The organism is Lactococcus sp. SK2-659 (assembly GCF_020218185.2).
GTDB classification, from domain to species: Bacteria; Bacillota; Bacilli; order Lactobacillales; family Streptococcaceae; genus Lactococcus; species Lactococcus lactis.
Genome location: NZ_JAIWQZ020000001.1, coordinates 197381 through 217277, shown reverse-complemented (window position 1 = coordinate 217277; position 19897 = coordinate 197381). Strand labels below are relative to the sequence as shown.

General features: G+C 35.1%; 18 protein-coding genes. 5 read left to right on the top strand and 13 right to left on the bottom strand.

What is annotated here, in order from left to right; genetic code table 11:
* Positions 1-124: 124 nt before the first annotated feature.
* From smpB to LDP15_RS01025, 10 genes are all read right to left on the bottom strand, one after another.
* Positions 125-592 (bottom strand): SsrA-binding protein SmpB, encoded by a 468-nt coding sequence (smpB, locus tag LDP15_RS01070; RefSeq protein WP_003130878.1) that lies wholly within the window; start codon positions 590-592, stop codon positions 125-127.
* A 31-nt stretch (positions 593-623) separates the two neighbouring features.
* The gene (locus LDP15_RS01065; RefSeq protein WP_042230561.1) at positions 624-1181 is read right to left on the bottom strand and encodes an SGNH/GDSL hydrolase family protein; all 558 of its coding nucleotides are present in this window, start codon (positions 1179-1181) and stop codon (positions 624-626) included.
* 104 nt (positions 1182-1285) lie between these two features.
* Positions 1286-3904 carry an alanine--tRNA ligase gene (gene alaS, locus LDP15_RS01060; protein ID WP_015426902.1) on the bottom strand — a complete coding sequence of 873 codons (2619 nt, stop codon included), beginning with the start codon at positions 3902-3904 and terminating at the stop codon, positions 1286-1288.
* A gap of 265 nt (positions 3905-4169) precedes the next feature.
* A complete protein-coding gene (locus LDP15_RS01055) occupies positions 4170-5096 on the bottom strand; it encodes a peptidyl-prolyl cis-trans isomerase (protein ID WP_042230563.1) in 927 nt (308 codons plus the stop codon).
* Between the two features lie 154 nt (positions 5097-5250).
* Entirely contained in the window at positions 5251-5934 is a 684-nt protein-coding gene (locus LDP15_RS01050; protein WP_015426904.1) for an O-methyltransferase, read from the bottom strand.
* Positions 5935-5936: 2 nt separating this feature from the next.
* Positions 5937-7742, bottom strand: a complete 1806-nt coding sequence (gene pepF, locus LDP15_RS01045) for an oligoendopeptidase F (protein WP_042230565.1) — start codon at positions 7740-7742, stop codon at positions 5937-5939.
* 62 nt (positions 7743-7804) lie between these two features.
* Positions 7805-8794, bottom strand: a complete 990-nt coding sequence (locus LDP15_RS01040; RefSeq protein ID WP_015426906.1) for a competence protein CoiA — start codon at positions 8792-8794, stop codon at positions 7805-7807.
* 73 nt (positions 8795-8867) lie between these two features.
* Positions 8868-9953, bottom strand: a complete 1086-nt coding sequence (locus tag LDP15_RS01035; protein WP_225513423.1) for a YdcF family protein — start codon at positions 9951-9953, stop codon at positions 8868-8870.
* A 150-nt stretch (positions 9954-10103) separates the two neighbouring features.
* Positions 10104-10952 (bottom strand): alpha/beta hydrolase, encoded by an 849-nt coding sequence (locus LDP15_RS01030; RefSeq protein ID WP_015426908.1) that lies wholly within the window; start codon positions 10950-10952, stop codon positions 10104-10106.
* A gap of 193 nt (positions 10953-11145) precedes the next feature.
* Complete coding sequence (locus LDP15_RS01025) at positions 11146-12567, bottom strand: NCS2 family permease (protein ID WP_012898314.1); 1422 nt, start codon at positions 12565-12567, stop codon at positions 11146-11148.
* Between the two features lie 306 nt (positions 12568-12873).
* Here LDP15_RS01025 and LDP15_RS01020 point away from each other — a divergent pair, with 306 nt between their 5' ends.
* From LDP15_RS01020 to LDP15_RS01005, 4 genes are all read left to right on the top strand, one after another.
* Positions 12874-13710 carry a Cof-type HAD-IIB family hydrolase gene (locus tag LDP15_RS01020; RefSeq protein WP_003130402.1) on the top strand — a complete coding sequence of 279 codons (837 nt, stop codon included), beginning with the start codon at positions 12874-12876 and terminating at the stop codon, positions 13708-13710.
* 180 nt (positions 13711-13890) lie between these two features.
* Positions 13891-14661, top strand: a complete 771-nt coding sequence (locus tag LDP15_RS01015; RefSeq protein ID WP_225513415.1) for a (Fe-S)-binding protein — start codon at positions 13891-13893, stop codon at positions 14659-14661.
* A 9-nt stretch (positions 14662-14670) separates the two neighbouring features.
* A complete protein-coding gene (locus LDP15_RS01010) occupies positions 14671-16143 on the top strand; it encodes a LutB/LldF family L-lactate oxidation iron-sulfur protein (RefSeq protein WP_015426910.1) in 1473 nt (490 codons plus the stop codon).
* Positions 16144-16145: 2 nt separating this feature from the next.
* The gene (locus tag LDP15_RS01005; protein ID WP_003130398.1) at positions 16146-16829 is read left to right on the top strand and encodes a lactate utilization protein C; all 684 of its coding nucleotides are present in this window, start codon (positions 16146-16148) and stop codon (positions 16827-16829) included.
* A 73-nt stretch (positions 16830-16902) separates the two neighbouring features.
* Here LDP15_RS01005 and LDP15_RS01000 read toward each other — a convergent pair whose 3' ends face one another.
* The 3 genes from LDP15_RS01000 to LDP15_RS00990 all read right to left on the bottom strand — a co-directional run bounded on the left by LDP15_RS01000 (position 16903) and on the right by LDP15_RS00990 (position 19312).
* Complete coding sequence (locus LDP15_RS01000) at positions 16903-17616, bottom strand: Bax inhibitor-1/YccA family protein (protein ID WP_015426911.1); 714 nt, start codon at positions 17614-17616, stop codon at positions 16903-16905.
* Between the two features lie 112 nt (positions 17617-17728).
* Positions 17729-18643: a diacylglycerol kinase family protein gene (locus LDP15_RS00995; protein ID WP_225513414.1), complete on the bottom strand. Its 915-nt coding sequence runs from the start codon at positions 18641-18643 to the stop codon at positions 17729-17731.
* A 156-nt stretch (positions 18644-18799) separates the two neighbouring features.
* Positions 18800-19312: an HD domain-containing protein gene (locus LDP15_RS00990; protein WP_225513413.1), complete on the bottom strand. Its 513-nt coding sequence runs from the start codon at positions 19310-19312 to the stop codon at positions 18800-18802.
* Between the two features lie 332 nt (positions 19313-19644).
* Here LDP15_RS00990 and rpsT point away from each other — a divergent pair, with 332 nt between their 5' ends.
* Positions 19645-19878: a 30S ribosomal protein S20 gene (gene rpsT, locus LDP15_RS00985; protein WP_010906113.1), complete on the top strand. Its 234-nt coding sequence runs from the start codon at positions 19645-19647 to the stop codon at positions 19876-19878.
* Positions 19879-19897: the final 19 nt, after the last annotated feature.

The window sequence follows — 19897 nt, the reverse complement described above, 5'->3', positions numbered from 1 at the left end:
TGACGGTAAATCTGTCAATAAAATATGACAAAGAAGGCATATTTTAGCTGTAAATAAAAGAATTATCAGCAAGATACCAATTCTGTCAGTAAAAAAATCACTGACAGATTTATCAGTGATTTTTTTAACGGTTGTAAGCTTTAATTTGTCTTGCAATATCCCGATTTTGTTCTTTACGTTTGAGCGTTTCACGTTTATCGTAATCTTTCTTACCACGGGCAAGCCCCATCAAAACCTTAGCAAAGCCATTTTTCAAATAAACTTTTAAAGGAATAAAAGTAATTCCTGTCCCTGACAATTCCTTATCAATCTTAGCAATTTCTTTTTTATTTAGTAATAGTTTTCGCGTACGCAATTCTTCAACATTAAAAATATTGCCCTGCTCAAAAGGAGCAATATGAACATTTGATAACCAAACTTCTCCATTACGAACTCTGGCAAATCCATCTTTTAATTGAATTTTTGCCTGACGAACAGACTTAATCTCCGTTCCTGTCAGCACAATTCCTGCTTCAAAAGTTTCGTAAATTTCATAATCATGCCGAGCCTTTTTGTTCTGAGCTAAAGGCTTATCTTCTGTATTTTTTACCATGCCCTCATTTTACCACAAAATGAACATTTATTTAAGGATTTTTAATGACAGATAAAATCTCTCTGACCAACAACTCATAAGCCCTTGATGTAAAATGTAAACCATCAGCTCTCAACAAATTTTTAGGATTTTCAGAGCTCTTCATTATCTGAAAAATATCAATCACCTTAAGCGATTTTTCTTTGCCTAAATTTAATGTGACTTCTCTAAAAAGTTCAACCTCGGAAAGCTTACTATAATGTGTTGGTTCATCATCATTATAAAAAGGAGGAGTAATTAGAACCGTTCTTTCTACACCCAACTGCGAAATCATTTTTAATAAATTTTCGCGAAATTCTGCCGGTCGAATCAAATGATAAGGTGAAGCATCATTTGCCCCAAAAAAAATAAAATTTAAGTCCGCTTCTTCCTCTAGAACGTATTTTAGACGTAGAAGTCCACCATAAGTATCATCTCCATTAATTCCATGAAGTACCACTTTCAGCTTGGGCTCATTTTTCTCAATTAATCTTGCAATAATATTTGACGAACCCCCTTCATCCATTCCAAAACCATTGGTAATTGAATCTCCAAAAATTGTAATCTTCATTTTAGGCATCTCTTTCAAGTATTTTCATCATTTTACCATAAAAATTTACTGACTCATATCCAGAAAATAAAAAATATCGTAGAAAATCTACGATATTTATCTTTTTAGGCTAATTTTTCAGCAACTGCGGCCAAAAGTTCAGAAATTCCTGCTGCTTTTGAACCACCAGCCATGGCCATGTCTGGTTTTCCACCACCACGACCATCAACAAAAGGTGCTAATTCTTTAACTAAATTACCTGCTTTTACATCTGATGACTTAGAAGCTACTAAAAGACTTACTTTTTCACCAATTTTAGCAACTAAAACAAGAACATCTGAAAGTTCTTTTTGTTTCCAAATATCTGCCAAATTACGCAAACCATGAGCGTCAGGAACAGTGACTTCACTGGCGATAAAGTTGAGAGAACCAGCTGTTTGCACATTTTTGAAAATTTCATCTGATTGACTTGCTGCAAGTTTTCCAGCCAAAGCATCATTTTCTTTTTGAGCTGTTTTAAGCTCATCTTGTAAGCTAGTAACTTTTGCTAAAACTTGTGAAGTTTGCGGCGCTTTAACCATTGTTGCTACTTCATTCAAAGTATTTTCAGCATCTTTAAAGGCTTCATAAGCTTTTTGACCTGTTACAGCAATAATCCGGCGAACACCAGAACCAATTCCTTCTTCTTTAACAATCTTGAATAAACCAATTTCAGAAGTTGTTTGTGTATGTGTTCCACCACAAAGTTCGATAGAGTAGTCACCAATTTTTACAACGCGAACGTTTTTCCCATATTTCTCACCAAAGAGGGCCATCGCTCCCATTTCTTTGGCTGTAGCAATATCAGTTTCAACTGTTTCAACTTTTAATGATTGCCAAATTACTTCATTAACTTGACGTTCAATCTCAGCCAATTCTTCTTTAGTCACTTGTGCAAAGTGAGTAAAGTCAAAACGTAAGAATTCAACCTCATTAAGTGAACCAGCTTGTAGTGCATGATTCCCAACAATATTATGCAAAGCAGCATGAAGTAAGTGAGTTGCTGTATGATTTTTCACAACAGCAGCTCGGCGTTCTTGGTCAATCTCTAAAGTATAGCTTTCTCCAACTTTAAGTGGTGAAAGAGTCTCAACAGAATGAAGATTTTGGCCATGAGGCGCATGTTGTACATCTAATACATTAGCCACAACTTGACCATCAGCATCTTTAATTACTCCATGGTCAGCCACTTGACCACCCATTTCAGCATAAAAAGGAGTCACATCAAAAACAAGTTGAGCTTTCCCAGAAACTTCATCAACAATTTCATCGTCTTGAATAGCTACAAGTAATTTTCCTTGAGCAGTCTTATCTTCATAAAGGAATTCTGATTCTACTTCGATAGATGACAATGTTTCATTTTGAGCGCCCATTGAACCACCTTTGACAACAGCAGCACGTGCACGCTCTTGTTGAGCTTTCATTGCTACTTTGAATCCTTCGTGGTCAATTTTGAATCCTTCATCTTCTGCCAATTCTTCTGTCAATTCCACAGGGAAACCATAAGTATCGTAGAGGCGGAAAATATCTGCTCCTTCAAGTCTATCTTTTCCTTCAGCTTTAAGATTTACCAAAAGTTCATCAATCAATTTTTGACCCGCATCAATCGTGCGGTTGAAAGTTTCTTCTTCACGATCAATAATTTGCATGATGAAGTCTTCTTTTTCAAGCACTTCTGGATAATAGGATTGCATGATTTTCCCAACAGTCGGAACGAGTGAAGCCAAGAATTTCCCTTGAATTCCCAATTTTTTACCATGCATAACCGCACGACGAAGTAAGCGACGTAAAACATAACCACGTCCTTCATTTCCTGGCAAAGCACCATCACCAATAGCAAATGAGAGTGAGCGAATATGGTCAGCAATCACTTTGAAACTCATATTTTCGCTGTCTGGACTATATGTTTTTCCAGATAGTTTTTCAATTTCACGAATGATTGGTAAGAATAAGTCTGTATCAAAGTTTGTTTTTCCGCCTTGAATAATGCAAACCATTCGTTCAAGTCCCATTCCCGTATCAATATTTTTTTGTGGCAATTCAGGATATTCTGAACGAGGGATTGATGGATCGGCATTAAATTGTGAAAGAACAATGTTCCAGATTTCAATATAACGGTCATTTTCAATGTCTTCTGCCAACAATTTTAAGCCCACATGTTCTGGATCATAAACTTCTCCACGGTCAAAGAAAATTTCTGTATCTGGACCAGAAGGACCAGCACCAATTTCCCAGAAGTTATCTTCAATTGGCACAAGATGTGTTGGGTCTACCCCAACCTCAACCCAACGATTATAAGTATCCTTATCAGCTGGGTAATAAGTGATGTAAAGTTTTTCTGCTGGGAATTCAAACCATTCAGAACTTGTCAATAATTCCCAAGCAAAAGCAATCGCTTCTTTACGGAAATAATCACCAATTGAAAAGTTACCGAGCATTTCAAACATAGTATGGTGACGTGCTGTTTTACCAACATTCTCAATATCATTTGTCCGGATAGCCTTTTGAGCATTAGTCAATCTAGGATTTTCTGGCACTACTGAACCATCAAAATATTTTTTTAGCGTTGCTACTCCTGAATTTATCCAAAGCAAAGTTGGGTCATTTACAGGAACAAGACTTTGAGAAGGTTCCACAGTGTGACCTTTTGATTTGAAAAAGTCGAGGAACATTTGGCGAACTTCTGCGGAAGTCATGGTTTTCATTATTTTCTCCTTTTATATAAAGTTTAAAGTCTAACAATAAACTTATTTCATATACTTTGTTAATGTTTTCACAATAAAACAATAAAATTCTACCGTAAACAAAGGGGCGTATACAGTTATACCGCGGTACCACCCTTATTCACGATAGAATTTCTATCATCTTAGTTCGGTTGTTAAAGCAGTTATCGCTGCTATAAGCACTTTTTTTAACTTGCTCATTCTCACCATTTAGAGCTCTCTTTAAAGTTAATTTCTATTATCTAAATTATTTAGATGATGAAGAACTTGATGTTTGTGTAAATTGTGAGAAGAGTGATGCAAATGCAGATTCTTTCACAGTTACGTTATTCTTTTTGAGGTATTTAGCAATAACACCACTTACAAATGTTGTATCTTGTTCTTTTTCAGTTTTAATGACATTTTGAAGTTCTTTTTTGTACTTGTTCATGTCAGTTCCTTTTTCAGATGTTTTTACCATTTCGACAATATAGTAAGAAGTAGCACCTGTTGATGAACTTGTAGATTCAATGACATCTGAAAACTCGCCATTTTTCAATTTGAAAGCAGCTGTTTGAACTTCTGTTGGAACACTTGTTGAAGTTGAATTAAATGTTACTTTGCTTTCAGCATTTGTTTTTTCAAAGCTTGCTTTACCAGCATCATCTTTTTTAGCAGCTTCCAAAGCTTTTGTTGCTGCATCTTTTGATGTTTCAGAAACAACATATGCTGTTACATCTGGATGGTAAGATTCCCAAGCTTTTTTAAGGTTAGCATCTGTATATTGAGTTTCTTTGATTTCATGGTCAATCGCTGCTTGTTCAAGCATTTGTGTACGCATGTATGGTGTGAAACTTGCTTCAGTCAAGCCTTGTTGTTGCAAAGCAGATGAAAATTGGCTACCATATTGGTCCTTGATTGACTTAACTTTTTTGCTAACATCTTTATCAGTTACTTCTTTTCCAAAGTCTTTAGTAAAAATTTTGTCAAAAGTTAAATTTTGAAGTAATGTATTTGTCGGTTGTGATGGAAATTGTTTGGCTTCCTTGTATAAATCAGAAACGCGAATGGTATCACCTTTCATTGTGATGATATCCTTGCTTGCTGAATCACTACTTGAGCAACCAGATAAGGTTACCAATGCAGCTCCGGCAAAGACAGTAGTCATAACTAATCCGAGTTTTTTGAATTTCAAGATATTCTCCTTCGCATGATTCGATGTTTGTAGTTAATGTGTCCTAAAACATCCTTTTATTTTTAACTTGTTGCAATTATATCATAAAAAATTAAATAAAGCTTTAAATACACAAAACTTTATCTAAAGTAATTTGACAATCTGCCAACTCGATTTATGCCTTTTTTATCATCAACAAGCCATCTCCAAGCGGGAGAATACTTGTTAAATATTTCGGATTATCTAAGACCTCATCAAAAAGCTTGCGTAAGCCACGCTCTAGCGCCCGCTGATTTCTTTTGATTTCCATAATTGGGGTCAATATTTCTCCACCTTGAAAAATATCATCCATTAAAATCACTCCATTTTCAGACAGCAAATCTAGAGCAATTGATAGGAATTCGATATATTTTGATTTAGCTGAGTCCATAAAGATTACATCAAATGGGCCCGATAACTCTTTCAAAACATCTGCAGCATCACCCTCTTTAAGAATAATTTGGTTTCGATGGTCATACTTGTCCAGATTTTTTTTGGCTAACTCAATCATTTCAGGATTACGGTCAATTGTTACAATCTCCGCATTTGGAACCTCTTGAGCCATCACGAGAGCCGAAAAGCCAATTGCTGTTCCGATTTCGAGAATTCTTTTTGGCTGCAACAAACTCAACAACATTTGAAAATAAATAACTGTCTCATGTGGGATAACTGGAATATTATTTTCTTTAGCAAATTTCAGTACTTCTGCAAGTTCTCCGGTTATTTGTGTTTGACTTGAACGCATCCATTCTACTAATTCTGCTTTGACAACTGGTCGATTCATCATGGGGTTACTTGTACGTTTATATGTTTCAACCATTTTTAAAGATGAACTCCTTTTTCAACTAATTTTTCTAATTCACTCAATCGATTTTCAAAAAGCTCAAAGGCGGCATCTAAATAATCGGTAGATTCCATATCAACTCCAGCTTTGGCAATTACTTCTAAAGGATAAGCTGAGGAACCTGCCTTCAAATATTCAAGATATTTTTGACGATCATCATCTGAACCGTGAACAACTTTTTCAGCTAAGAAAGTTGCCGCAGCAAAACCTGTTGCGTATTGAAAAACATAGAAATTATAATAAAAATGCGGAATTCTAGCCCATTCATACTGAATTTCTGGATTTTCTTTGGCTGTTAAATTATAGTATTTTTCATTTATTTCACCATAAAGTGAGTTTAAGTATTCACTTGTTAAAACTTCTCCGGCGGCATCTGCTTCATGGATTTTTTGTTCAAATTCGGCAAATTGACTCTGACGGAAAACAGTTCCACGGAAACTATCAAGCCAGTGATTCAAAAGGGCGAAGCGCTCTTTATCATCTTTACTTTCCTTTAATAAAGTCTCAGTTAAAATATTTTCATTTGTGGTTGAGGCAATTTCAGCTAAAAAGATTGGATAATCCCCATAAACATAAGGTTGATTTTCACGCGTGAAAGCACTATGCATTGAGTGCCCCATTTCATGAACTAAAGTAAAAAGATCATCTAATGTTTCTTGCCAATTGAGAAGCATAAAAGCATTGGTATCATAAGATCCACCTGAATAAGCACCCGAACGTTTTCCGATATTTTCTTCGACATCAATCCATCTTTGTTCAAATGCTGCTTTAACTTTTTCTTTATATTCTTTACCAAATATCGCTAAAACTTCTTCTGCTTTTTTCACTCCATCTTCATAGTTAAACTTATAATCTAAATTAGATAATGGAGTATAGATATCATACATCTTGAAATCAGAAATTCCTAAAATTTTCTTGCGTAGTTCAACATAACGATGTAAAAGTGGCAAATATTGATGAATGGCCTCCATCAAAACATCATAAACTTTTTCTGGAACAAAATTATTAGCCAGAGCAGCTTGACGGGCTGAATCATAAGAGCGGATTTGGGCATTAAGATTATGGACTTTTACATTGGTCTGTAAGGTCTTTGCATAAGTATGCTGATATTGTTCATAATTACTATAAAGTGCTTTGTAAGCTGCTTTTCGTACTTCTCTATTCTTACTTTCCATTAAGGAAGAGTAATTTCCATGTGTGAGTTGGACCATCTCATCAGATTCATTTTTGACCATAGGTAACTTAATATCTGCATTATCAAAAATTTCAAAAGTTTCTGAAGGACTTTCAAAAATTTCACCAGCCGCAGCCAATAACTTTTCCTCTTTTTGACTAAGAATATGAGCTTTTTTAGCAAAAAGTCGCTCAAACATATGGTCATAGTTTTTTAATTTTTTAAGTTCCCCCAACCATTTGTTATAGACTTCTTTTGAAATTTTCAAAAACTCAGGTTCATAGAAGGCATAGACCTCTCCGAATTTCACATAGAGGGCTGTTGCTTTTGACTGATACTCCTGATACTTAGCCTCTCTGGTATCTTGGTCATTTTTCATTGAAGCATAAACATATAGTTTTTCAACTTGTTGAGAAATGGATAGCATTTTTTCGGTAATTATCAGAAGACTTTCAGCTGAATCAAGTAAATGACCAGGATCCGTCTCTTCAACGAGTGAAAGTTCGCTTTTTATTCTAGTTAGCTCTGCTTCCCATTCTTTATCTGTTTTATAAATTGTTGTCAAATCCCAAGTTAATTTTTCAGGAATTTCATTTCTGTTCTTAGCCATGAAGATCACTCCTTTTTACTCAAAATAATTTTTATTCATATTAAAAACTTATTAGCAGAATTTCATTTATTCATATCCTTCTTCTGCTTTTTCATTATAGCATAGAAACGGGGAGGATAGACTGCCTTAAAGCTATTTTGCTGAAAATTTATTAAAAAGTTTTCATAATAGAGGTTAATATTCTGCTTAATTTGAGTAAATTTATGTAAAGGAATTTTATCATCAAAAACTTCAAGTAAGTTCAATCCCAAAGGCGCAATAAAAGAACGTTCAAAAGTCAAATTCAACAAATTTTCACCTCTCTGGTAATATTTTTCCTGAAGTTTCAACCATTTTGGTGAACAATAATAAAGTTGCCGACGAATAAATTCCGCTAGTTTAAGATCAACAATAAGTGGTATTGTCAGTAACTTTTGTGATAAAAAAGGCAGTCGTAATTGCTCAATAAGTCGTCCTTCCCCAAAAGGAATTTCTTCTTGTAAATAAATAATTTTTCCACGCAAATCTTCATGAATCAGGGATTTTAATCTCATCTTCTGAGCTTTGAAATCTAACTCCCAATAATAGAAACCTCTATTTTCTGAAAAATAGACTAGATTTTTTTGAAGTTCTGTTATTTGGTCTTTTAACCATAAATCTTGCCCCATAAGCCAAAGCACCGTAAAACCGTGGACTTGATAATTCTCTGTCCTTTCTTTTAAACGTTTCATAGAAAGATGAGAACATTGAATTTCAATAGCTATTTTATCATTTACCAATAAATCTGGCCTCTGCTTAAATTCAGGAATATAAGCTTCAATTTCCACCTTATCAGTTTTTTTAAACCATTGATAGAGTGCTTTTTTTAATCCTAAATGTTGTTCAGATTCGTTTTCAAGCCATAAGTCGCAAGCTTTGAGAGATTTATGAGCAAAGTGAGGCATCTTTATTTCACCATTTTTTATAAATAACTCTGATTTACAAGAAGGACAAAAATATTTTCCTGTCAGTTCTTTTACTTCTATTTCTAATAAGTTTACTACTTGTCCATTTTCATCAATTGCTGTCAACATATCTTACTATACGAAAAAAGTATTTATTTGTAACCAAAAAAGTTACTGACAGAAAGTTGTCAGTAACTTTTTATTATCTTTGATTCCAAAAATAGCCAATTTGTGAAACAATAGCAATACTCAAAAAGATAGCCACAATGATTCCTACTCGTATCATATGTTTTTTCTTTTCATAATTTAAAACAGCAATAAATTCACGAATAAAAGCTGGAACACGATAATACATAGCTGTCTTTCCACCCTTCCCACCATGAGCTTCAAGTTTTAACATTGCTGCAAAAAGAGCTGCTCGAAAAACATGGTAATCAGAAGTGAAGAACAGAAATTTTTCCCTAATCAATTGAGAAGAAAAAACCAGGTTTTCGTAAGTTGTTCTTGATTGATCTTCAAGCATTGTCCGCTCAATCGGAAAACCAAGAACTTCAACCGCATACCGTTGCATAGCTCTAGCTTCAGAAACTTTCTCATCAGGACCTTGTCCACCTGAAAAAACTAAAATTGTTTCATTATCGCGGACAGCTTTGACCGCTGCCAAAATTCGATTTCCTAACAATTTACCCACATGTTCTCCCTGAATTAACCCTGCGCCTAGGACAACATAGTAATTTGCTCTTTGTTTTCGAACACGCCGACCATAGACCCAACTTGATAAAAAGAAAATTCCAAATTGCCAAGCAAGATAAATTGAAAGAACGGGATAAACCATTCCTAATATTTTTAACCAAATCCAACTATCCGGTAATCTCCCCATTGAAAGATGAATCCAGTCAACTACTAAAAATGTCAACACAACAATAGGCAATAAAAGATTCCCTATCGATTTTGATTCTCTGCGCCACATCTTTATTGTTAACACAACGATACTTATAGGTACAATAATACCGATTATCATTGGTATGATTAAGAACATCACAACTGCTTCAGCAATGAGTAATAATAAAAGTACATTTTGATGCAATTCGGTTAATACTAATCCTGAACCAATAATTCCATTAATAGTCCCCCACAAAAAAAGTAAAGCAAAAAAAGATAAACGCCCTAATCGTAAAGTTCTTAAATCTTTCAGTTTTCTGATTTTCCACCAAAAAATCAAGGTCAATCCTGCAAAAAATATTGTCAGGATTGCGCCAATAATAAATACACCATTTTTCATATCCATGTTGCTATTATACATTGAGTTAAAGCTAACTGTCAATCAATTGCGCCACATCTTCTTTTGAATGAATTTTATTAACTACAACAAAGATTTGTCCTAGAATATATAATAAAAAAATGACCTTTAGGAAAAGTCATTTCAATCTAAATTTTTTTACTCATAAAAGAAAACTTTTATATAATTGATTGCCTGTTTGTTAAATGGCATATCATCATGTGAAGTGTCATTTCCTTTGATAAGATAATGCACAACAGAATTACCATTCTTCATTAATAAAGGATATATTGAAAAACTGTCCGCCCATGGAACTGTACCATCAGTTTGTTTTGCACTGTCATAATCCCCTGCAAGTAACACCACTTGAATGCTTTTATCAACACGTTCATAATTTTGTAACCAATAATCATAATATTTCGTCTTAACTTTAGGACCATCCGTCAAAACTTGGGCTAGCGTTTGATCTGGTTGTGGAGTACTTGCATTAAATTGACCATCAAGTGAAACCCACTTTTTAATTGGTGGAAGACTACGGTCATAACCATATTCAGTCAAATAACGATAAACCCCTGAGCCTCCAGCAGAATAACCTAAGACATTGGCGTAAGGAATATTATAATGCTTACCAAGATAAGACATAATCGCTTTTAAAGAACCCTCGTACTTCAAAGAATTATTGGTTCCCTTGACCATTCCTACTGCTATCGTAGGATAAGAGTTATGCTTATCAATTGTACCAGTCACCTTGAGTGAATAATTATTTTCAGTATCAACAACAATGGTTAGACCTTTTCTAGCGCGAGTATCTTTATCTGAAGTCACATCATTAATCATAGTGTCCATTGTGGTAGCTTTACCACCTGAACCTGTAATATAAATAGTTGGATAGACTGGACGATTATCATCTGCTAAAGGAGGATGAGGTGCTAGAACAAACCGTCCAATAATGACACCAATAATAAATACACCAATAAAAGCCACAATAAGAGAAATAATTTTTTTCATACTTCGCTTCTCACATATTTCTTTAGATTACTCACAATTTTTACATTCAATACTCTTCTATTTGATTCTAGCATAAATTGGCCAAAGCAGGAATTTTTTTATCTTTAAATAGGCACTCTATTAGTTTCGATAGAATTTTGAACAAATCTGTCAGTAAAAAAAGACCCGTCATTTACTGACGAATCTTAATTTTTTAAAGCACTGCCAAAACAGCGAAGTTAATCAAGAATAAAAGTGCAACAACCCAAATGACAGGTTTTACTTCTTTCACTTTTCCTGTGAACAGTTTGACCAGAATGTAAGTGATGAAACCAGCTGCAATCCCATAAGAGATTGAGTAAGCAAGTCCCATAAATACTGAGGCAAAGAAAGCAGGAATTGCTTCAGTCAAATCACCCCATTTAATTTCTTTAAATGAACCAAGCATCATCATCCCAACAATAATCAAGATTGGCGCAGTTGCTTGTGTTGGAACAATTGCAAGAAGTGGCAAGAATAAACTTGAGATAGCAAACATAATTGCTGTTACAACAGATGCAAGACCAGTACGTCCTCCTGCACCAATTCCGGCAGCAGATTCCACATAAACAGTTGTATTTGATGTTCCGAAAATTGCTCCGATTGGAGTGGCAATCATGTCAGCAAACAAGGCTTTATCCATTTTAGAAGAGAAACCATGACTTGTTTCCATATCTTTCAAATCTTCATCTGTAAAGATTCCTGTTGCGCGACCTGTTCCGATAAAGGTACCAATTGGGTCAAAGATAGATGTCAATGAGAAAGCAAGGACTGTCATCAAAACTTCAATATAACGTGATGAGTCTGAGAATAAAGAGCCAAAACCTTTTGGACCAAAAGCAGCACCAAAGGTTGTTCCCATTTGATTGATAGCTGTTCCTAAGTTGTTTTCAGCAAATAAAGTATTCACATCAACTTTAACTACACCAGTCAAAAGGGCCAAGATAGTTGTTACTAAGATTGAAAGTAAAATTCCTGCACGCCATTTACGAATAACAAAGAACATTGTCACTACAATCCCAACAAGTGCGACTAATACACCTGGGTTATTAAAAGTTACAAGTTCTGGAACAATTGATGAATTTGCTGTAATAGTTCCATGGTTGTTCACATAAGTTCCTGGGTCAGCGATAAAACGCAAAATTCCTGCATTTTTAATCCCAATATAAGCAATGAAAATACCGATACCACCACCAATTGCGTGTTGTAAACTTTCAGGAATTCCAAGAATGATTGCTTTACGAATGGAAGTAAAAGTAATAATAATATTGATAATCCCACAAATGAAGACCATTGCCAAAGCTTCTTGCCAAGTATAACCAAGCGATAATACAACAGTGTAAGCAAAGAATGCATTTAGGCCCATTCCAGGTGCCAAAGCGTAGGGAACATTAGCGATTAAGGCAATTGCAAGTGTCCCAACAATAGAGGCCAAAATAGTTGCTAAGAAAACTGCTTGGACAGGCATTCCTGTTGTACCCAAAACTTGTGGGTTAACAAAGAGGATATAACTCATAGCAAAGAATGTAGTCAAACCAGCCATTATTTCACGGCCAACTGTTGTGCCGTTTTCTTCAAGTTTAAAGAACTTGTTCACGAATAATTTCTCCTTTTAGGGTCTGTGATTAAAATTTCAACCCTTTGATAAAAAGTTGTCTTTGCTTTTTAAGCAAACACGTCATAAAATAAAAAACATTATATTATTATTCTAATCAGTTTTAGTTAAGGAAACAAGAAATTTAGCATAAAAACTACTCTAAATCCATTAATTGTTCGGTAATGACGAACAAGTTTTTCAAAAAGTAATTTCTTGTTCGTAGAACATGGTAGAGTTCCGCTCCTGCTTCTAACTATGATATAATGAATGAATTGACAAATAAATTTTAGAATAAGGGGAGTTTGAATGGAGAACTACAAAGAACGTAAACTGATTGCAATTGATTTAGATGGTACTACTTTGCAGTCTGATGGACGTTCAATCAGCCGTTATACCAAATATATTTTTAAACAGGTAGAATCACTCGGACATATTATCTGTATCACAACCGGACGCCCTTTTAGAATGTCTTTAGATGTCTATCGTGAGCTTGAGTTGACAAGTCCAGTCATTAATTTTAATGGGGCTTTGATTTCAATGCCTAATGATAAAAACTGGGAACATACAAAATCTTATTATATTGATCGTTCCTTCATTTTTGACCTTTTGAGGCACCAACAAAACTTTAATCTCCATTTCTTTGCCGTTGAATATCGTCGAAAATTCTTTCTAAACACTTTCCGTAATGTCGAGCCCAAGCTCTTTGGTGTAGAAAAATTTCAACCCTATAATCGACTTCGTGCAGACCGAGTTACTGAAAATCCTCATGCAGTACTCCTTTCCACTCGCCAAAAAGATAAATTAGCATTGGCAGAGGAAATGAAACGTCATTATAATGGCAAGATAGATGTCGGCGTTTGGGGTGGACCGAACGGCATATTAGAAGTTGTTCCTAAAGGAATTTCCAAAGCCTCTGGACTTAATCATCTGCTTAAAGTTCTTGATATCCCTTTAGAGAATCTTATTGCTTTTGGAGATGAACATAATGATATTGAGATGTTTAAATTAGCTCCCAATGCTTATGCTATGAAAAATGCCTCTGCTAGACTCACACCTTACGCCAGTGAAATTCTTCCTTGGACAAATGATGAGGATGGTGTAGCTAGACAGCTTGAAAAACTTTTTTTAACCCCGAATAAATAAATACCAATCGATGATTGGTATTTTTATTTTTACAAAATAATTTTTAAACGACAGTCTGTCAAATTCTTTTGACAGCTCCTTTTTTTGAAAATGTAAATAAATCGGCTTATAATGAAAGAGCATACATCTCTAGGAGATGTCTAGTTTTTAACAAAGATTTCAAAATACTAAGGAGTGCTTATGAAAGTTTCAATATTCTCCACTTGTGTGATGGACCTGATGTTTCCACAAGTTGGAATTGCCATGGTTGAAGTCCTTGAACGTTTGGGGATTGAAATAGATTTGCCAGAAGAACAAATTTGTTGTGGACAACCTACTTATAATTCAGGGTTAGTTAAAGAATCCATGCCAACAATCAAAAATCAGATTGATGCTTTTGAATCTTCTGATTATGTCGTTGGGATTGCTGGTTCTTGCTCAGGGATGTTTACAGAATATCCCCATATGTTCGATGAAGGTGACCCTTATAAGCAAAAAGCAATTGATTTAGCGAATAAATCCTATGAATTCACCCAATTTCTTTATCGGGTTTTAGGTCTTGAAGATCTTGGTGCCACATTTAATGGCGAAAAAGCAACTTATCACCGTTCTTGCCACATGACTAGAATTCTAGGTGAACGAGAAGCTCCATTCATTTTATTGGATAAAGTCAAAGGGCTTGAAGTTCTTCCTCTTCCTCATTTGGAAAATTGTTGTGGCTTTGGCGGAACTTTTTCAGTTAAATCTCCTGAGATTTCAGAGATGATGGTCACTGAAAAAACAAACGATATTCTATCAACTGGTGCTGAAATCTTAATTTCTGCTGACTTAGGCTGCTTGATGAATATTGGTGGAAAATTGAATCGCGAAGGTAAAAAAATAAGAGTGATGCATATTGCTGAAATTTTAAACACAAATGTCGATTTAGAAAGAATAGATGCTGTGAAAAACCCAGCATTTATCAAAGCATAGGGGGAGAAAATGGGACTTTCTACAAGTACAAAAACTTTCGCTGAACGTTTAGAAGAGAGTAAAAAAGACCAGTTTGCTAAAGCTGCGGTAGCCAAAGCGCAGGATGCTCAATGGGAGAAAAGAGAATCTGCGCGTGATGAGCTTGGAAATTGGCAAGAATGGCGTGATATTGCTGAATCCATTCGCCAACATACTTTAAAATATTTACCCCATTATCTGACAGAGTTTTCAGATAATGTTGCGGCTCGTGGCGGTCATGTCTTCTTTGCGGCTGATGCTAAAGAAGCCAATGATTATGTTAAACGGATTGTTCTTGAAAAAAACGCGAAAAAGATTGTCAAATCAAAATCAATGGTGACCACGGAAGTTGACATTGACCCAATGCTCGTTTCGCTTTCTGATGATATGGATATTTTGGAAACAGACTTGGCTGAATTTATTTTGCAAGTTGCTGATTGGGATGAGCCTTCACATATTGTTTTTCCAGCTTTACACAAAAATCGTGATCAAATTCGTGAAATATTTGCTAAAAAATTAGGCTATGAAGGTGATAATGATCCAGTTAATTTGGCTCGCTGTGCTAGGGATACCATGCGTAAGCTTTTCTTAAAATCTGAAGTCGGAATTACCGGTTGTAACTTTGCCATTGCCAACACTGGTGACATTAATTTATCTACCAATGAAGGAAATGCTGATTTAACAATTTCAATTCCTAAGACACAAATTGTTCTGATGGGAATGGAACGAATTGTTCCATCAATCAAAGAAGCTGAAATTTTAGATAATATGCTCGCTCGTTCGGCCGTTGGTCAAAAACTGACAACTTATGTCACTTTTGCCGGTCAGCAGGCCGACGACGAATCCGATGGTCCTGAGGATTTTCATGTTGTCATTGTTGATAATGGACGCTCAAATGCGATTGGAACTGCTTTTGAAGCTGTTTTACAATGTATTCGTTGTGGTGCTTGTCTGAATGTTTGCCCAGTTTATCGTCAAATTGGTGGACATGCTTATGGTTCGATTTATCCTGGACCAATCGGTTCAGTTCTCTCTCCCGTTTTAGGAGGTTATGAACAATATGGTGATTTACCTTATGCTTCAACCTTATGCGGAGCATGTACTGAAACTTGTCCGGTAAAAATTCCTTTGCATGAACTTTTAATTGAACATCGCAAAGTGATGGAAGATGATCTTTCAATGCATCATGATGGCTCTTTTGTCAATTTTGAAATGAATACGATTGGGAAAGGAACAAGTAGCCCAGCACTATTTGGGATGGCAATAAATATGGCTCACACTGGTCTTAATATGTTACCCAAAGCTAAGGAAGTCAGCGTTGAGGGTTCTTTATTTAACTATGGCGCCGTTAGAAAAGCTCCTGCTCTAGCTAAAGGTTGGACAGATGTCCGAGATTTGCCAATTGCTCCGCCACATAAAGAACAATTTCGTCAGTGGTATAAAAAACATAAGGCAGGTAAATAAACATGACAGGAACTATTGAAAATCGAAGTAAATTTTTAGAAACTTTATTTGAAAAACGTGGGGGTGTAGAACTTCCTTTTGAACCTTATGTTCCAATTTCAGATTTGCCTGAGACACATTTGGCTCATTTAACTACTGAGGAATTATTGGATATTGCCAAGGAGCAAGCCAGTCGAGTTTCTGCTAATTTAATCGAAACCTCTTCTTTTGAAATGAATGAAGTGATTCGCCAATTAATTGAAAAATCTGGTGGTGGACAAGTCATGATTCCTTCAACAGATGAATTTGAAAAATTAGGAGTGAATGTTATTTCAGACCAATTGGTGAAGTGGAAAATTGGTAAAGAAAATCGTGATGAAAATATTAATGCCGCTCAAAATTCGAATGTTGTCGTGGCTGTTCCTAAATTTTTCCTCGCTGAATCAGCAACGATTGTAGTCGAATCAGAAGCTGGCCAAGGGCGTTCTCTACACTTCTTACCCACTCATTATATTTCTGTTATTCCACTAAGTCGTATGGTTCCTCGTTCTACCCAAGCTGCGGCCTGGTTTGATGAACATAAGAAGCCTGGTTCAACCCTTCATTTTATTTCTGGCCCCTCAAATTCTGGTGATATTGAAATGCAACTTGTGGTTGGACTTCATGGTCCTTTGGAAATTAATTATGTGATTGTCAAAGATTTATGAAAGGAAAAAACTCTGCTGACAGCAGAGTTTTTATTATTATTTTACTGACAGATGTGTTGTCAGTAATTTTCGCTTAATCGCGATTTCCACCTGCGATACCGAAAAGACGGAGCAGGAAGAGGAACATGTTGATGAAGTCAAGATAGAGTGAAAGTGCCATTGAAATTGCCCAACCATCACTTACTTGTCCATTGTTTGCATTATAAACCTGTGTAATTTTTTGATTATCCCAAGCGATAAGCCCTGCGAAAATCACAACACCTACTAGGCTAATAAGGATTGTAAGTCCTGAACTTGCAAAGAAGAGATTAAGAAGCATTGCAATAATCAAGCCCCAGACTGCAACACCAAATGCTTTACCCATTGCCGATAAATTACGTTTAGTAAATCGTCCATAAACAGATAGACCAAAGAACATTGCTGCTGCCGTAACAAAGGCTAAAGTAATATCAGTGGCGGTATACATCAAAAGAGTGAAGCTAATCAAGAATCCCATAAATGCCGCATAACCGATAAAAATCGGTAGTGCCATTTTTGAGTTTTTCATTGCTAACCCTTGAAGTGATACTACCATCACTAAAGGAATAATCCAGAGTACAAGGAAGAATAAACTTCCACTTTGGAGAATTGCTGTCATGTTATCTAAGAAAAATGTAATCATTATCCAAGAAACGAGTGCAGAAACTAATACTCCTGCTCCCATCAACGCATAAATTTTACTGAAAAATGCATTCAATCCATCGCTTCTTTGGTCAAAGATAACATCATTATCATTCATATTTTTCATTATATTTGGCCTCCCTTTTTAATTTAATTCTAAGACTATTTTACCAAAAATTGGGCTTTTTGTCATCAGTCTTAGGTCTGATTTTTTATTTCTATTATTTACTGACAGCCTTTTATTCACTTTTAGGAACAAGGGTTGTCAGTGCTTTTCGATAAACCTTGATGTCTAATGGAAGCGGATCACTTTTATCCCCATCAATTCTTGAATATGGATTATCTTTCTTTTTCTTTGAATGTGTGAGAATCTCTAAATGGTCAGTATCAAAATGAGTCATTTCAAGAAAATCATCAAATTTTCCTCGGCGAAGTTTATTCAAATGAAAAAGGATATTAAACAAATTGATTTCTTTTAATGAATAAACACGGATAAGTCCGTCATCAACTTTATCTTTGGGGGCCAAAGCTTGCACTCCACCAATTGTATCTGTCATTGTAATCAATAATAGTTTCGTTCTTAATGACTTGGTTTTACCATTATATTTTACTTTAATTCGATAGGTTTTATTATAGCGAATAACTTTATAAGCATCTTTTAGATAAGCTAAAGGTCCAAATTTTTTCTTCTCAGAGCCGCTGACATTTTGGGCAATATCTGCTAAAATCCCTAATGTTAAACTTGATGTCATATAATCATTATTGACTTTGGCAATATCAAATTTTTGAATTTTGCCTTGACTTAAATTATTAAGTGCTTCTTCTAATTTTTGCGGAATATGAAGTGATTTTGATAAATTATTAACCGTACCATTAGGAACAATGCCTAGAATCGGTTTTGCTCCTCCTTCAAATACTCCTCCACAAATTTTATTGATGGTTCCATCGCCACCTAAAGCAACCACAAGGTCTGTTTGGTCTTGACTGGCTTTTTTTGCAAGACGGATTGCATCCTCTGGGCTTTCTGGATTGATAAATTCAAGTTTAGAGGCTGAATTTTCTGGTCTTGCAAAAAAGTCCTTAATTGTTTTCAAAACTTTGTCTTCATCATTATTACCAGATTTTTCATTATAAAATACTTTTACATTTTTCATAAAATACCTCCTTATTTTAGTGCAATGGAATTTATTGCTTACATACTAATTTTATCATATTATGAAAAATCTCTGACAAGACTTGCTTTATTTTACTGACAGACTTATTTCTAAATAAAAAAACCTATCAATGGATAGGTTTTATTTTTTACTTTTTTAATCAATACTGAAATAAGGTAAACGTTTAAAATGCTTACGGCGATTCCATTTACACTTGAGGTTAACTGACCCTTCAAGGGTAGCTACATATTTATCAACAGCAGTAACAATCCAACTTTCTTTATAGCGTGGCGGATTGATTGTCGCACCGAACATATGTTTGATGATTATGTCTTTTTCAAGAGATGACAAGGTTGTCAGTTTGCGCGCATTACGGTAGGCGATATGAGGATGCACATAGGCATGGCTCTTAGCAAATTTTGTATTGCGCCAATCATAATAGAAAAGGTCATGCAAAAGTCCAGCTCTAGCTGTAGCTTTAGCATTGAGGCCACGTTTTTTCGCAATGAGATAGCTGACATAACTTACTCTTAAGCAATGTTGCAAGCGTGTTGAAGTATAGTGATGTGTAATCCCATCAAGCTTTTTAAGCTCATCCATTTCTAATAGATGACCGACATAACTCATATATTCTGCGTCGTTAAACCACGGCTTTTCTTCTAAATTCATGACTTGATTATAACACGATAATTCTCTTTGTCAATATGATTTACTCAGTTTTTAGATTAAATTTTTCTTTTTAAATGCTTAGAAATTTATTTTTAATGCTTGTAAAATTTTGAAAATTTGCTATTTTACTTGATTTCCATTTTTATTTATTTATTATTTTAGTAAAAAATATTTTTTCTATTTTTTCTAAAAAAGTAAGGCCGATAGTTTACAAAAACTCAAATTTCCTGTATAATTGATAGGTATTAGAAAAATCTTGGAGGGTGTAGTGTGCCCACCTGGGACATCACATCAACCGCTTTTCTATGAAAAGTAATAAAAGGAGACAAAAAATGGCAAACATTAAATCTGCAATCAAACGTGCTGAATTGAATAAAGTAGCAAACGAACGCAACGCACAACAAAAATCTGCAATGCGTACTCTTATCAAAAAATTTGAAGCTGCACCTACTGAAGAACTTTACAGAGCTGCTTCTTCATCAATTGATAAAGCTGCTTCAAAAGGCCTTATTCATGCTAACAAAGCATCACGTGATAAAGCACGTCTTGCTGCTAAACTTGGCTAATTAAAAATGTCTGTCTCTT